Consider the following 15,522-nt stretch of genomic DNA (forward strand, 5'->3'; position numbering starts at 1 on the left):
CCAGATGACCGCGCACCTGTCCGCGCCCTCGCTCGAACTTCTCGCCGAGCAGATCGCCGCCCTCCTCACGGAACCCTCGACCGGCCACGGGCTCGCCCGCACGCTCCGTGCCACCGCCAAGGAGATCGAGGTCAGCCGCCACCACCGGTCCAGCAGCCGGGCGTGTCCGAACGGACCCATCGACATAGCCCCCGAGAAGGTGCAAATCGGGGGTGGCGCCCACCGCATCGACGGCTTCTACAACATCGACGCCGTACCGCCCGCCGACCTCCTCTGGGATATCCGCGAGGGCATCCCGCTGCCGGACGGCAGCGTCCGCTTCCTATTCTCCGAGCACTTCCTGGAGCACATCGACTACCCGCGCTCCGCGAAGCACTACGCCCGCGAAGCGCACCGCGTGCTCGCCCCAGGCGGCCAGATCATCACGGGCGTTCCCGACGCCGCGTTCGTACTCCGTCACTACCCGGACAATCCGACCCTCTCGGAGGAGATGGTCAAACGGTGGTACGCCAAGCGCGACTGCCTCGGCGATATCAACACCTTCGTCGACCTGATCAACTACGTCTTCCGTGACCAGGACGACGACCCCACCTACACGCCGCACCTCTGGGCATACGACCGCGAGAAGCTGACACAGATGTTCACCGAGGCAGGCTTCCGGACCGTGGAACCGTGGGACTTCGACCCCACGATCGCCAACCCGAAGCGGCAGTGGGGCAGCGTCTATGTCATCGCTACGAAATAGCCGACTGGCGCCCCGAGAACATCCGCCGCACTGGCCGACCACCCTGCCATGACCCTCACCCTGGCCACCCGGCCGTAGGGCGACGGGACGGGTCCGACCCAGTCGGAAACCTCATACGCCGCACCCGCCACAAGAACCGGCGTTTCGGCCAATTACGGCCGCACTAGAAGCCGTACAGCACTACGACTACGCGTTCGACGCGCCCAGATTCCGGGCCTGTGCTTCGTCCGGAATCGAGCGCGTTCGATTCGCTCGCAGCCTCGTTGAACCTGGCACCGCCGGACCAACCAGGTGCGGCGCAGACCCGAAGGAGCATGCAGGTGACCGTGACCGACGCCTCGACTGAAAGCTCCCAGACGCCTCCCCCTCCACCGCCGGCCGTCATCAACTACGAGGGAAAGTGGGGGAAGAACCCGCTCGAAGAAGCCAGTTTCGGGAAGATGTGCGCGCGCCTGCCTTCTGTGCTCGGAAGCACCGCGCGCATGGCCTGGGCTGTCGACCGGCCCGCGGCCATCCTGCTGCTCGCCTGCCAGATCCTCACCGGCGTCGCGGCCGCCGTCGTCCTCGGCTTCACCGCGAAGGCCATGACACACATCCTTGGCGTCGGCGCGGTATCCGAACGTCTGCACGCGGCCCTGCCCGCCCTCGTGGTCGTCACGGCCGCAGCGGCGGTTGGCCGAATCAGCAGCGCCCTCGCCTCCTACGCCGACGGGCGGATCACCCCACGCCTGGTGACAGAGGCCGACGTCGCGCTCGTCTCCGCCGTCTGCCGCGTGGAAGCGTCCGCCTACGGCGAGGACGGGTTCGCCGACCGCCAGGAGGCCGCCGAGGTCGGCGTCACACGTACCACGATGATGGTCAAGGACGCACAGCGGTTCATGGCCGCCCTCATCCGCATGATCGCTGCAGGAGGTGTCATCACCGCACTTCACTGGCTGATGCTCCCGCTGCTGATGCTCGCTGTGTTGCCTGCCGGCATGGGTGCCGTGCTGTCCGCCCGCGTCGACTACGAGACGCATTACGCCAACGTCGGCGACCGCAACGTACGCGGCATGATGCGTTGGTGGGCCACGTACCCGCGCTACGGCGACGAGGTCCGCGCCAACGGGATGACCGGCTACCTCGTCTACTGGTACCGCGCTCTGTCCGAGCGCATCGATCAGCGCACGCTGACCGCGGCGCCCCGCATGCTCCGTATCGTTCTGGCGACCTCGGCCCTCGGCGGGGTGTTCTTGCTCGTCACCTGGGCCGCCCTCGCCTGGCTCGCCATCACCGGGCGCGTCGCCTTGCCCGTCGCCGCCACGGCAGTCGTCGCCGTACAGACCGCCTTGGGCGCGCTTTCCCAGCTCGTTACGTACGGGGCCGCGATGTTCCACACCTCGCTCTACCTAGCCGACATGCGGTCGTTCCTCGACATGGCGGCCGAACGGGCCCCGAAGCGCGGGGAGCTGGCCATCCCCGAGCACGTAGACGAGATTCAGCTCGACGAGATCGTCTACCAGTACCCCGGCAAAGACGAACCTGCCGTTGATGGTGTCTCCCTTACCTTGCACCGCGGTGAGATCCTGGCGATCGTGGGCGAGAACGGCTCGGGCAAGTCCACGCTGACCAAGCTCATCACCGGCATCCTCCTCCCAGACAAGGGCCGCGTCCTGTGGGACGACACCGACCTGGCGCAGGCCCAACCCGATTCCGTCTGGGAGCGGACCGCACTGGTGCCGCAAAACTTCGCCTGCTGGCCGCTTCGCGCACGGGAGAACATCACCCTCGGCCAGCCCAAGACCTTCGACGACGCCCCGGTGTGGGAAGCCATCGACGCCGTGGGCATGCGGGAGGCGATCGAGAAGCTACCCAAGCAGCTCGACACTCTGCTTGCCCGCGAGCTCTTCGGCGGAGCCGAGCTGTCCGGCGGACAGTGGCAGCGCCTGGTCTGCGGTCGAGCCCTGTACCGCCAAACGCCCTTGTTGATCCTGGACGAACCGACGTCGCAGATGGACCCGCGCGGCGAGCATCAGATCTTCCTGGAGATCAAAAGCATCGCCGCACAGCGCATGACCATCGTCGTCACGCACCAGCTTGAGAACACCCGGCTCGCAGACAGGATCCTCGTCATGCAGAACGGCCGCATCATCGAGCAGGGCCGGTACGACGACCTCGTGAATGCCGATGGCCTCTTCGCCGAGCTCGTCGCCCTCGCCAAGGACCGGTGACAGATACACAGGGCTGACGAAGGAGCGTGAGGGTGGGCGGCGGATGGGTCGCCCACCCGAGCTTGCACAATTGGGCAAGAACGATCTTGATTACCGCGTGCTGTCCGACAGCCGCCCTAGCGTCGAGTGAATGGATCACAACGACTCCGCCCGTCACCACGTCCAGATCAGGGCTCGCGGTGACCGGGCCGACATCGAGATCGACGGCAAGCGGGTAGACCCGCGCGCCGTCGGCGCTTACACCATCAGCCAGATCACGGGCGAACCCGCGCACGTCCTCCTGCACGTCACCGATCGCGGAAGCACCCAGTGGTCGGGGATGGCGCGCGTCTCCGTCGCCGAGGTTCCCGACCCTGGCCCGGCTGCTGCTGCGTTCCTCGACGCCATCGACGCTGAAGCCCTTGAGCGCGCGGCGCTGGCCCGGTCCGACCTCGGCACCGGGCCGCACTCGCTGACGCAGGCGATGCTCACTCAGCTCGGGGAGTGGGCCCGTGGTGTTTGACGTGGATGGGGCGCGGCGCGTCGTCGGCCGCATCCTGGACGACAAGCTGGAGGCGTGGCGCGACAGCGCGGGCCGCGCGGACGACTACCTGGACGAGGCGACGGGGAAGCTGGTGCCGCCCGCACCGGACGAGGTGCTGATCTGGGACGGGCTTGGCGCGGTGATGCCGCTGGGCCGCCCGGCGATCACTAAGCCGCTGGGCGGTGCGGTCGCGCAGGAGCCGCCGACCACCGACTACCAGGCCGTGCTGCCGGTCGGCGCCCCGGCGCTGCGTCGCGACGACGTGATCCGCGTTGCCGGATCCATCCGCCCCGAAGGCCCGCGCGATCCGCAGTTGGTCGGCCGCCGGTTCCGTGTCTCCGACAAAGCGGTGGGCACCTACAGCGTGGTGCGCATCGTCCGAGTCCAGGTGATCGACTGATGGCCACGGTCAACCTGCACCCCAACGCTCACCCGGACGCCACTGCCTTCCGCGACCCGATCGCGCTGGCCGCCGCGCTGGCCCGGATGGGCCCGGCGACCCGCGCCCGCACCCGGACGATCACCCGGCACCACGCCATGCTGCTGCGGGTCCGCATCCAGCGGAACGCGAGCGGCAGGCCCGGACCGAACGTGATCACCGGGCAGTACCGGGCGTCGTGGGACGTACGGATGCGAACCGGTGGTGGCGAGGTCACCGCCGAGGTGTTCTCCGACGCGCCGCAGGCCAGACGGCTGGAATACGGGTTCGTGGGCGTGGACTCGATCGGACGGCACTACCGGCAGCCGCCGTTCCCGCACGTCGAGCCCGCGTTCCGGCAGACCGAACCGGCGTTCATCCAGGCCCTGGCGGACGGGGTCCTGCCGTGACCGCCCGCCTGCCAGTCACCCGGGCACTCGCCGCATTGGTCGAGCACGCCACCGGCCGCCCGTGCGGCACCGGTGAACTCCCGCGCGTGCAGGGGAAATCCGGATGGGAACCGGCAGTCGCCCCGTACACGATCCTCGACTCGCTGCCCGCCGAGTTCAGCGGGCCGCCGCTGTGGGACTGGCACGCGGACGTGGCTTGGTCCTACCAGGTCACCTCGGTCGGGGAACGGGGAGATCAGGTGGAGTGGCTGGCCGACCGCGTGCGCGCCGGCGTCGTCGGCCGGACCGACGGCCGCTGGACCCATGACCTGCGCGTTCCCGACGCCCGAGTCATCGACCGGGAGTTGACCTACGACGCTGGAGGAGACCCCTCTGTGTCGGCGGCAGGCGCTATCGTGTCCTACGTGCAGCGGTTCACGATCACCGTGACCCCTGCATGAAGAAACGTTTCTTCTGATCCTCACCGCGGAGGCCCGCGCGGACGCTAGGCCCCAGGCCAGGCGAACCCCCTTTGATCATCAAGGGGCAGGGCCTCGGCACGGGACGCTGCCCCAGAAGTGGGAGCGGACCTGTGTCCACGAGCACGAAGAAGACCACCCAGACCCGATTTCTGCGGCGCGGCATCTCCAAGATCCTCTGGGTGCCGGATCTCAACGACCCGAAGTACCCCAGCCGCCGGGAGATCACCAGCGCCTTCGCCGTGACCGATGCCGTCTCGGACATCGAGGGCTGGGCCCTGGAGAACGACCCCATCGAGACCCCCGACATGGGCTCGACCTTCAACTCCTCGATCCCGGGCAACGACAAGGCGGAGAACTCCAGCCTGACGTTCTACGAGGACCGGTTCTCCGACGCGATCGAGCAGCAGCTCCCCAAGGGCGCGAAGGGCTATGTCGTCCTCCTGCGCAAGGGCGACCTGCCCGGCTCCCGCTCGGTCGACGTGTTCCCGACCCAGGTCGCCACCCGCGCCGCGACCTACTCCACCGGCAACGAGGCGGCCAAGTTCAAGGTGGACTTCACGATCATCGACGAGCCGTCGCTCGACCGCCCGGTGCCGCAGGCACAGCACCGCCCGCAGCCGGACGACAACTGCGACGACGACCACGACCACGGGCAGCACGACCACGACGGTGATCACGTCGATGTGACCGTGGTCAGCACCACCAAGACCAAGACCGAGGCGACGGTCCGCGAGCACGACGACGACGAGGGCTGATCGTGTCGCGCCCCGTACAGGCCAAGCGCCCGTCCCCCTCCACCACACCGGTGGAGGGGGCGTGGTCGGCCAAGATGGATCGCCTCCGCCGCCGAGCCCGGCCCCAGAACCGCCTGCGCGTCTGCGACGACAACGAGCTGCGCCAGCGGCACGAAGACGCCGAACAGGCAGCCCGCCGTGCGCGGTTCGTCGCCGAGGCCAACCCGGGCGACGAGCTGGCCACGAGCCAGTACGCCGAAGCCGACTCGGCGCGGGACCAGGCACTCGCCGCGCTGGACGCAGCGTCGGAGTTCCTGACCTTCCGCGCCCTGCCGCGCCCGGTGCTGGAGGAACTGATCTCCGAGCACCCGCCCACCGAACAGCAGACGGAGGAAGGGGCGATCTTCAACGCCGACACTTTCCCCGCCGCTCTGGTCTCGGCGGCCTCCGTGGACGGCATGAGCCGTGAGGAGGCCGAGGAACTGCTGGACGGCTGGTCGGCGCCGGATGCGAACGCGCTGTGGGACGCGGCCTGGCAGATCCAGCAGGAGAGCCGGGTCGAGCTGGGAAAAGGCTGAGCCGTGACGCCGGCCTGCGCGCGGAGCTGGAGCTGTGCGAGCGGTTCCAGATCCCGCACTCGCAGTTCCTCGGCGGCGATGGCCGCTGGTCCGACCTCGACCGCGCGAAGGCCCTGGCCTGGTCGGAGTGGCAGCGGTCGGTGTGCCCGGAGTGCCGCACCCGGCTGGAGGAGTGGGACCGCGCACGCGGCGGCGACCCCCACGCCTACGTCACCGACACCCTGCGCTGCCCCGGCTGCGAGCTGATCGAGCAGGAACGCGACCACGTCCCCCAGGACCGGTCCGGCTACGGCGTGAAGATCCAGCTCCTCCCGCGCGAGCAGTACGAACAGCGCCCCTGATCCACCCCCGCACCACGTAAGGAGGCCGCCGCGGTGGCCGGGTTCACCCTCACGGTCGCGATGCGCGCCGAGGTCCGCGACCTGATCGCGGGAACTCGCGCTGCCTCCGGCCAGATGCGGACCCTGGCCGCCCGCACCGACGCGGCGAACCGGTCCCTGGCCCGGCTCGACGCGAACGGGGCCCGCCTCGCAGGCCAGTTCGCCGCGCTGAACCGGTCCACCCGCGCTGCCGTCGGTGAACTGAACCGGATCTCCGCCCGCGCCGCAGCCGCCCGCGCCAGCCTGCGCGCGGCCGGGGACGACGGAGCCCGCTCCATGACCCGGCTCCAGCGCGCCACGGCTGGAGCGGGCAGGCGGGGCATGTCCGCCACCAACATGCTCGCCGGTGGCGGCCTGCTCCTGGGCGCGGGCGAGATGATCCAGGAAGGCAACCGCTACCAGAAGCAGATGAATCTGTTCCGGGCGGTCACCTCGGCCACCGCGGGACAGATGAAGCGCGCCTCGGCCGTCGCGCAGGAACTCGGCAACGACCTGAGCCTTCCGGGTTCGACCGCGGCCGATGCGGCCGAGGGCATGGTCGAGCTGTCGAAGGCGGGTTTCCGCGCGGACCAGTCCATCGACGCCGTACGTGCCTCGCTTCAGCTCTCCGCAGCTGCCGATGTCAACGCCGCAACGTCGGCGAAGTACTTGGGCGACATCATGGACCAATTCGGTCTGGGTGCTGATCAGGCTTCGCGGGCCTCGGACACGCTGGCCGCCACCGCGAACAATGCCTCCGGCTCGATTACCGACATCTACTACTCGATGCGGTATGCCGGACCGGTTGCGAACGCGCTCGGCGTCTCGTTGCAGGACACGGCTGCCGCGGTCGGCATGCTCGGCAAGAGCGGCATCCTCGGGCAGACGGCGGGCACATCGCTCAGGGGCATTTTCGCGAACCTGGCCGCGCCGACGCCGCAGATGCGGGGCGCGCTGAAGGACCTGGGGATCGACGCCTGGACCGCCCAGGGGCAGTTCCGGGGCCTTCGCGTGGTGATCGACGGCCTGTCGAAGGCCGAACACCGGATGTCCCAGAAGGACTTCGCCGCCGGCGTCACCCGGGCGTTCGGTAAACCTGCGCTGTCCGGGGCGGCGGCGTTGGCGCATCAGGGGACCGAGTCGTTCGATGCGCTGTCGGTGGCGGTGCGCCAGACCGGGGCCGCCGCGTCCATCACCGCATCGCGCGGTCAGGGCCTGACCGGTGCCATGACGCAGCTGCGTACCCAGGCCAAGCAGACCGGGTTGGCGCTGTACGAGGGCATGGCTCCCGGTCTGGAGTACGTGACCCGGCTGCTGACGCGCGGGATGGCGGGGGCGACGCCGTACCTGACCACCGCGCTGGAGTACGGCCGCAACCTGGCGATCCTGTACGGGCCGGAGCTGAAGGCGAAGGCGGGCTCCGGCCTGGGCGGTCTGATAGATGAGGCCCGGGGGCTGCTGGGGCCGCTCAAGGAGCTGGGCGAGCACACCCTTGCCACGGGTCTGAACCTGCTGATCAATGCCGCTCGCACGCTGGGCGACGTCCTGCGCAACGCGGCCGACGGTGCCGAGCCCATCGTGTCCGCGCTCTCGGGTCTGGGGAAGGACGGCGGTGCCGCGGCTGGCACGCTCGACATCATCGCCACCGTCGCGAACGTGGCCATGGATGCGGTGTCGGGCCTGTCCGCCGTCCTGGTCCCGGTCGGGCACGTGGTGGGCGGGCTTGTCAGCGCCTTCGGTGCGCTGCCCGCGCCCATCCAGTCGGCGGCCCTGGCGATGCTGCTGTTCCGCAGGGCGCAGCCCGGCCTGACCAGCCTCGCCAACACGGTTACCGGCCCTGTCCGGTCAGGTTTCCAGTCCTTTGCCCAGCAGATGCGGGTACAGCAGACCCTCGCCGCCGCAACCGGTGGATCGCTGACCCGGTACGGGGCAGCGTGGGCCACGGTGCAGGCGCGGGTGGGGTTTCTCGGCAGCATGACGGCCGCGTTCCGCAGCGCGAACGGCGCGGGCGTGACGTTCATGGGGACGATGAACGGCGTTACGCGCGCGGCTGGTTCGGGTCTGCGCTCGGCCATGTCCGGCATCTCCGGGGCGCTGGGCGGGCCTTTTGGTCTCGCCATGGCCGGTGTCTCCGTTGGCCTGGGGCTGCTCGCCGCGCGACAGCAGAAGGCCGCGCAAGCCGCCGCCGAGCACCAGCAGCGCGTCTCCACGCTGACCTCCGCGCTTCGGGAGTCCGGCGGGCAGATCGACAGCAACGTCCGCAACCAGGCCGCCCAGGCGCTGCTGGACACGAAAACGGAGCAGGGGCAGCTCACCAAGGTCATGGAGGAGGCCGGCGTGCCGCTCGCGTCCCTCACGGACGCCTACCTCGGCCAGGGCACGTCCCTGGACGCGCTGCAGAAGAAGCTCCAGGCCACGGCTGACAGGCACAAGGTGTGGAAGAACATCGCCGGAGGCAAGGCGACCATCCAGGACTACTCGCCGCTCGGGCAGCAGTACAAGGACGCGGCCGACGCGCTCGGATCCGTGAAGGGCGAGATGGCCGGGGCGATGAAGAACGCGAAGGAGCTGGCCAAGGCCACGAAGGGCGCCGGGGACGGCACTTCCGCCTACGACCGGCTCAAGACCGCGGTCGGCGGCCTGGCCGACGAGACGGCTGACGCCGACACCCGCACCCGCTCGCTCAAGAGCGCCCTCGACCTGCTGTCGGGCGGCCAGATCTCCCTCCAGGCCGCGAAGGCGAAGGTCAACAGCGCCGTCCTGGACCTGAAGGAGGGCGGCAAAAACGTCAACCAGAAGGAGGGCTACGGCGGCAAGCAGCTGGTCAACCAGGACAAGACCCTCAACACCACGACCAGGAACGGGCAGCAGCTCTACACCCAGCTCACCGCCCTGTCCGACGCAGCGGCCGACGCCTCAGTGGCCACCTACGACCTGGCCCAGCGCAACGGCGAAGCCCTGCCGACCGCGCTGGCGAAGGCCCGCGGCGAGATGAGCCGGGCGCGCGCCGAGGCGATCCGGGCCGCGCGCAGCTACGGGCTGACCAAGGCTCAGGCCGAGGGCGTCGCCGACAGCCTCGGTCTGCTGCCCTCCAAGGTGTCGCTGCTGCTCCAGACGAAGGGCATGGACAGCACGCTGGCGAACCTGATCGCGGTGCAGGCCGAGTTCCACCGGTTGCCGAAGCAGCGGACCATCAAGGTCGACTCGCTGAGCGACGGCGCGCAGAAGAAGCTCCGCTCCCTCGGCTTCACGGTGAAGACGGTGCCGGGCACCCGGCAGATCAAGATCACCGCGCCGACCGCCGGGGCGAAGAAGAACCTGGACGGGCTGATCGACAAGCTCGGCCGGACGCCGAACTCGAAGAACGTGCGGGTGTCGGCGCCGACCGGGGCTGCGATCAAGAGCCTGGAGGCGGTGCAGGTGAAGATCCGGGCGACGCCGGGTGCGAAGTCGGTCACGGTCCGCGCCCCAACCGGGCAGGCCCGCAAGGAGCTGGAGGCGCTCGGATTCCGGATCGAGAAGGTGCCCGGCTCCAAGAACGTCAAGGTCACCGTCCCGACGGGCGGCGCGCGGAAGGCGGCCGAGGACATTCAGGGCCGCATCAACGCGCTGCGCGGCAGGACGATCCCGATCTTCACCTCGCTGATCCGAAAGCCCTCGTCGCATGACAAGGACGCCAACGGCATCCCCGACATGATCCAGAACCCCAACTACAAGGGGTTCAACCAGGCCAACGGTGGGGTGGTCGAGTACTACGCCAACGGCGGTGTCCGGGAAGGAGCGGCCGGTCGGCGCCGCCGCGAGCAGCACGTTGCGCAGATCGCTCCGGCCGGATCGTGGCGCATATGGGGTGAGCCAGAGACTTTGGGCGAGGCATATGTACCGCTTTCGCCTGCAAAGCGGGAACGCAGTAAAGCAGTTGTCGAGGACGTGGTCGGCCGCTTCGGCGGCCAGGTGGAGTGGTTCGCCAACGGAGGCGTCACCAAGCGCGCCAGCCGCGACTACAGCCCTGTGATGGCCAGCTCGTTCAAGAGGACCAAGAACGCGGAGGTCATGGCCGGCGTCGTCCGCGCCTTCGACATCCGCACCGGGACCGACCGCGCCCGTAGCCGCGTGGTCGATGCCCGCGCGGGCGGACGCGTCCAGGTCGTGGTCGTGCGCGAGCAGCAGCCGCTGATCGGCACCATGCCGGTCACCGTCACCGACAGCGGCGCGTCCCCCGAGCAGATCGGCACCGAAATGATGCGCAACCTGCGCAACGCCCAGCGTGGCGGGAGGGTTTGATGAGCACACCAACCACGACGGCCCCACCTCTCGAAATCGAGCTGGCCCCGTGGCAGTTCGAGATCGGCGGCGTCGTCCTCGGTACGGGCACCCGCATCCCGGTCGGGAACGTCGAAGGGCTCGGGTCGCCCGCCACTCGTCCCCAGGATGTGGACAACCCGACCGGCGACGGAACCTACCCGGGCCAGGACTTCTACGGCCCGCGCACCATCCGCATGGAAGCCGGCATCAAGACGCCCGGCGACCCGGTGGCGGCGGCCGACCTGCTCGCCCGCCTGGAGCTGGCCGTCGATGATCCGGCCGCCCGAACCCGTCCCGAGGGGCGGGCCGTTCTGCGCGGCCGGTGGCCCGGACACGGCATACGCCGCCTGTATGGGCGGCTGCGCCGCATGGAGGCCACCAGCACCGCCAACGCGATCAACGGGTGGATACCGCTGGACATCGAGTTCGCCGGTCTCGACCCGCGCTGGTACGCCGACGAGCTGTCACAGCTGACGCTCCGCCTCGACCAGGCCGCCGACCACAAACCCGACGACCGCCAGGCCAGCGTGCCGCTGTGCGCACCCGCAGAATGCGGCAGCGCGGACCCGGGCGACCGGCCCGGCTGGATCACCAACCGGGGCAACGTCTCATCGTGGCCCAGCATCCGCGTCCACGGCCCGGTCACCAATCCGCGGATCTGGAACACCGTCACCGGCCGTGTCCTCGAACTCGGCCTGTCGCTGCGCACCGGGGAGTGGGTGGACATGGAGACCCGGCCCGGCACCCGCTGGGCCCTGCGCAACGGCACCGTCAACGTCGCAAACGACCTCACGCCCGCGTCGCGGCTCGACATGTTCGCCATCCCCAAGGGCCGCTCGGAGATCGCGTGGAGCGCGGAGGATCCCACCGGCACCTGCCGACTCGACGTGTCGTGGCGGTCGGCGTACACCGCCCTGTGAACGGAGCAGCAGTGACCCTTGTCCAGCCCCCGATGATGGTGAACGGCGGGAAGCACCACGCCCGCGCGATGCGCCTGATGATCCGCGACCTGGCGCGCGGCCGGCAGGGCATCGCCGAAGCCGGGGACCTGAAGGTCCGGCCTCTGGAGGCGCCCGGCGCCGGTGTCCGTGTCGGCGACGGCTCCGCCCTCATTCACGGTGCACGCCCCTGGCAGGGCGCCTACACCCAGAGCAACATCGGCGACGCCGTGGTCGACGTCCCGCCCACCGGGCCGTTCGCCCGCACCGACCTGCTTGTTCTGCGGGTCGAGGACCCGGAGTTCGAGGGTGAGCGCGACCCGCGCCGCGAGGACATCGGCTATTTCCACCTCATTCAGGGCATCGACAGCCGCGACACGGCCATGGTGCGGGAGATGACCGCGATACCCCTGGCGCGCATCACCATCCCCCGCAACACCGCAGCGATCACCGCCGAGATGATCACCGACCTGCGGCGCTTGGCCAACCCGCGCACCGAGCGGACCCTGCGCACCGTGCACCCCGACAGCACCGAGAAGGTTCCCGCCAAGCATGGCCATTGGGCGGCCTGGCCCAAGGACGCGGCCTGGGATGTGGACGTTCCGGCCTGGGCGACCAAGACCACCGTCGTGGTCACCCTCTCGGGCCTGCGCGCCGAGGCCGGCCCCATCTACGCCGAGCTGCGCATGCGCCTGGGCGAGCGCAGCTCCAAGCCCACCGTGGTTGACGACGACGGCACCACCACGCGCCGAGCCACTGTCGTGCTTGCCGACACCCTCGCCGTGCCGCCCGCTTACCGCGGTACGCGGCAGCACCTGGCGGTGCAGATCAACCAGATCGACAAGTATGGCGACGGCGATCTGTCCGTGGCCAAGGGCACCACGGTGACCGCCGACATCGAGTTCACGGAAAGCCCGGTGTGATGCCCGACTACCGCTACATCGTCGCCCGCGCCGCGACCGGCGAGGTCCTGCACTGGAACCTGCCGCTGACCGAGGTCGAGTTCGGACCGGAGATATCCGGGCCCGGCTCGCTCAGCGCCACCTTGGCCCCCACGTTCGCCCGCTCACTGGGCGACATGCTCGACGCCGGGAACGCCGTGATCTACGCCGAGCGGAACTCCAAGCTCCTGTGGGGTGGGCTCATCTGGCGAGCCGAACCGCAGGGGCCCAAGCTCCCCGTCGAAGCCTCCGGGTTCACCAGCTATCTGCACCGCCGCTTCGACCTGCACGGCAACCTCGGCGGGCGCGGCCCGTACGTGGAGGCGGACCCATGCCAGGTGATCCGCGATGTGTGGGCGTACGCGCAGGAGCAGCCGGACGGCGACCTCGAGGTCGTGGTGGACGACACGAAGTCGAAGGCCACAGCCGGCACCGCGAAGGACCCTTACACCACCCACAAGTGGGACGCCCGCAACCTGGGCGAGATCGTGGACGAGATGGCCGAGATCGATGACGGCCTGGAGTGGTCCGAGACCGTCACCTGGCGCGGGCGCCGCTTCGAGCGGCGCATCATCCTCGGCGCCCCCAAGCTCGGCCGGCGGCGCGAGGACCTGACGTTCACCACCGGCGCCAACGTCGTCGGCGAACCACACGTGATCGAGGACGCCGACGAGTATGCCCAGTGGGTCATCGGGCTGGGCGCGGGCGAGGGCAAGAGGCGCAAGGTCGTCATCGATGGGGCCCGCAACGGGCGGCTGCGCCTGGAGCACAAGTTGGAGACCAGCGAGAAGGACGAGACCAAGGTCAAGCAGCGCACCCGGCGTGAACGCATGGCCCGGCAGATCCTGCCGACGCTCACCGAGCTGGAGATCACCAACCACCCGGCCGCGCCGATCGAGTCGCTGCGCATCGGAGACGACGTCCGTATCCGGCTACACGAACCCCACACCACCTACGACGGCTGGAACCGCATTGTCGGTTGGACCGTACGGCCCGGCGACGGCGAGACGCCCGAGCGCGTGACACTGAAGCTGGAGCGCACGGTCAAGCCCGAGGAGAGCGGCGATCAGGCGGAGGAGAAGTAATGCCCGACACGATCGCCGCGCTCGCGCGACGCCTGGCTCGTCTGGAGCGGCGGGTGACCGCCCTGGAGCGGGCCCGGCGCGCGCCGTACCCGCCGTGGCGCGACCTCCCGCTGACCGGCGACACCGCCGTGCCCGATCCTGCACAGCCACCCCAGATGCGCGCCAACCTGTGGGACACGCTGGAGTTCAGCGGCCGTATCGGACTGACGGGCGGCCGGGCGGCGGACGGGGCGGCCATCGCCCTGTTGCCGGAGGGCTACTGGCCCTCCGTGCCCCGCACGATTCCGGTGGCCTCCGACGCGAACCGCCGTGAGCTCCATCTCGACCTCGACCCCAAGGGCGGAGTGACGCTGCGGGTGCAGGACGGCGGCAGCGTGAAAGCCACCTGGCTCAGCCTCGACAGCGCCTCATGCCGCATCGATGGCGACGCCGAGGAGTAGGCCCCGCCCGAGTACGCACCGCTGGGTACCATGACGGCTGGGTGACCCTCCACCCGACGCTTCGCAGCCAACTCCCGAGGGACCGGCCCGCACCGACGGGCCTGGTCGAATGCCAGACGGCGCAGGGGAGAAATGCGAAGCGAGCGTGGCAACTCCGTTGAGCGCGGACAAGCTCTTGTCCGTGCTGAAGCACGCGGGCCTTGGCGTCGTTGAGCACGGCAAGTGGCGTGCCCACAACCGCAATACCCATGGCAACTGGGGCCCCGTGAACGGGGTCATGATCCATCACACCGGGCCCTATTCGTCCGAATCGGACATGGTGGAGCTGTGCCGTGTCGGCTACCAGGACCTACCCGGGCCGCTGTGCCATGGCGTGATCGACCGCTCCGGCGCGGTGCACCTGGTCGGCTACGGCCGAGCGAACCATGCGGGCATGGGCGATACGGACGTGCTGCTCGCCGTCATCGCGGAGAAGAACAAGCTCCCGCGCGACAACGAGGAGGACACGGACGGCAACCGGCACTTCTACGGCTTCGAGTGCATCAACACCGGCAGCCAGCCGTGGCCCTCCGCGCAGCTCGACGCCATGGCTCGCGCCGCCGCTGCGATCTGCCGTGCCCACGGATGGAACGAGCACAGCGTCATCGGCCACAAGGAGTGGAAGCCCTCCAAGCCCGACCCCGCTGGCATCGACATGGACGACTTCCGCGCCCGTGTCGCCCGGCACATCAAGAACGACGGCAAAGCTCCCGACAAGCCGAAGCCCGATCCCAAGCCGGAGCCGGGCCCGAAGCCGGGTCCGAAGCCCGTGCCGAAGTACGCCGCCTATCCCGGCAAGGACTTCTTCCGCGCTGGGCGCTCCTCACCGGTGATCACGGCGATGGCGAAGCGGCTGATCGCAGAGGGCTGCGACAGCTACGACGCCCCGCCCAGCCCGGTGTGGAACGACGCGCACCGCCGCTCCTACGCCGCCTACCAGATCAAGGCAGGCCACCACGGCGCCGCCGCCGACGGCATCCCGGGCCAAGAGACCTGGGCCAAGCTGCGTGTCCTCCACCAGGCCAGCGCAGCCGAACCGACCCCGAACAAGCCCGACCAGGAGAACGACCCCATGCCCCAGGCTCTCGCCGATGTCGCCGAACGGACCATCGCCACCTACTTCCAGTCGGTGCTGGGGCTGATGGCAGCCTCCAGCACGACCGACATGGTGTCGCTGTCCGCGTGGCAGGCCGCGGCCGTCTCGGCGATACCCGCGGCGCTGTCGGCGCTGAAGTCCACCCTCGGCACCGTACTCGGGCGGCCCGGCACCGCTTCCTGGCTTCCGCTCAAGCGCGACCCGGCCACGCCCAAGCACTGACCTCAACCGGAGGGAAGG

15 protein-coding genes are annotated in these 15,522 nt (G+C 69.7%); all 15 read left to right on the forward strand.

The window, feature by feature from the left end:
* The first annotated feature begins 4 nt into the window (after positions 1 to 4).
* Positions 5 to 745: a methyltransferase domain-containing protein gene (locus J7E88_RS12815; RefSeq protein WP_215180316.1), complete on the forward strand. Its 741-nt coding sequence runs from the start codon at positions 5 to 7 to the stop codon at positions 743 to 745.
* Between the two features lie 314 nt (positions 746 to 1,059).
* Complete coding sequence (locus J7E88_RS12820; RefSeq protein ID WP_215180318.1) at positions 1,060 to 2,955, forward strand: ABC transporter ATP-binding protein; 1,896 nt, start codon at positions 1,060 to 1,062, stop codon at positions 2,953 to 2,955.
* Positions 2,956 to 3,085: 130 nt separating this feature from the next.
* Positions 3,086 to 3,457 carry a hypothetical protein gene (locus J7E88_RS12825; protein WP_215180320.1) on the forward strand — a complete coding sequence of 124 codons (372 nt, stop codon included), beginning with the start codon at positions 3,086 to 3,088 and terminating at the stop codon, positions 3,455 to 3,457.
* Complete coding sequence (locus tag J7E88_RS12830) at positions 3,447 to 3,878, forward strand: DUF6093 family protein (RefSeq protein WP_215180322.1); 432 nt, start codon at positions 3,447 to 3,449, stop codon at positions 3,876 to 3,878. Before J7E88_RS12825 ends, J7E88_RS12830 begins: the two co-directional genes overlap by 11 nt.
* Positions 3,878 to 4,306, forward strand: coding sequence for an HK97 gp10 family phage protein (locus tag J7E88_RS12835; RefSeq protein WP_215180324.1), 429 nt, complete (start codon positions 3,878 to 3,880; stop codon positions 4,304 to 4,306). Before J7E88_RS12830 ends, J7E88_RS12835 begins: the two co-directional genes overlap by 1 nt.
* Positions 4,303 to 4,746, forward strand: a complete 444-nt coding sequence (locus tag J7E88_RS12840) for a hypothetical protein (RefSeq protein WP_215180325.1) — start codon at positions 4,303 to 4,305, stop codon at positions 4,744 to 4,746. The genes J7E88_RS12835 and J7E88_RS12840 overlap by 4 nt, the downstream gene beginning before the upstream one ends.
* A 131-nt stretch (positions 4,747 to 4,877) precedes the next feature.
* On the forward strand, positions 4,878 to 5,522 hold the full coding sequence (locus J7E88_RS12845) for a hypothetical protein (protein ID WP_215180327.1): 645 nt from the start codon (positions 4,878 to 4,880) through the stop codon (positions 5,520 to 5,522).
* 2 nt (positions 5,523 to 5,524) lie between these two features.
* Positions 5,525 to 6,079 (forward strand): hypothetical protein, encoded by a 555-nt coding sequence (locus J7E88_RS12850; protein WP_215180329.1) that lies wholly within the window; start codon positions 5,525 to 5,527, stop codon positions 6,077 to 6,079.
* Positions 6,022 to 6,420 (forward strand): hypothetical protein, encoded by a 399-nt coding sequence (locus J7E88_RS12855; protein ID WP_215180331.1) that lies wholly within the window; start codon positions 6,022 to 6,024, stop codon positions 6,418 to 6,420. Before J7E88_RS12850 ends, J7E88_RS12855 begins: the two co-directional genes overlap by 58 nt.
* 33 nt (positions 6,421 to 6,453) lie before the next feature.
* Entirely contained in the window at positions 6,454 to 10,722 is a 4,269-nt protein-coding gene (locus J7E88_RS12860) for a phage tail tape measure protein (RefSeq protein WP_215180333.1), read from the forward strand.
* On the forward strand, positions 10,722 to 11,663 hold the full coding sequence (locus J7E88_RS12865) for a phage tail domain-containing protein (protein WP_215180335.1): 942 nt from the start codon (positions 10,722 to 10,724) through the stop codon (positions 11,661 to 11,663). Before J7E88_RS12860 ends, J7E88_RS12865 begins: the two co-directional genes overlap by 1 nt.
* Before the next feature lie 11 nt (positions 11,664 to 11,674).
* A complete protein-coding gene (locus J7E88_RS12870) occupies positions 11,675 to 12,604 on the forward strand; it encodes a hypothetical protein (RefSeq protein ID WP_215180337.1) in 930 nt (309 codons plus the stop codon).
* On the forward strand, positions 12,604 to 13,707 hold the full coding sequence (locus J7E88_RS12875; RefSeq protein ID WP_215180339.1) for a hypothetical protein: 1,104 nt from the start codon (positions 12,604 to 12,606) through the stop codon (positions 13,705 to 13,707). Before J7E88_RS12870 ends, J7E88_RS12875 begins: the two co-directional genes overlap by 1 nt.
* Positions 13,707 to 14,147: a hypothetical protein gene (locus tag J7E88_RS12880; RefSeq protein ID WP_215180341.1), complete on the forward strand. Its 441-nt coding sequence runs from the start codon at positions 13,707 to 13,709 to the stop codon at positions 14,145 to 14,147. The genes J7E88_RS12875 and J7E88_RS12880 overlap by 1 nt, the downstream gene beginning before the upstream one ends.
* A gap of 181 nt (positions 14,148 to 14,328) precedes the next feature.
* Positions 14,329 to 15,504, forward strand: a complete 1,176-nt coding sequence (locus J7E88_RS12885; protein ID WP_308307487.1) for a peptidoglycan-binding protein — start codon at positions 14,329 to 14,331, stop codon at positions 15,502 to 15,504.
* Positions 15,505 to 15,522: the final 18 nt, after the last annotated feature.

Source organism: Streptomyces sp. ISL-10 (assembly GCF_018614575.1).
GTDB lineage: Bacteria > Actinomycetota > Actinomycetes > Streptomycetales > Streptomycetaceae > Streptomyces.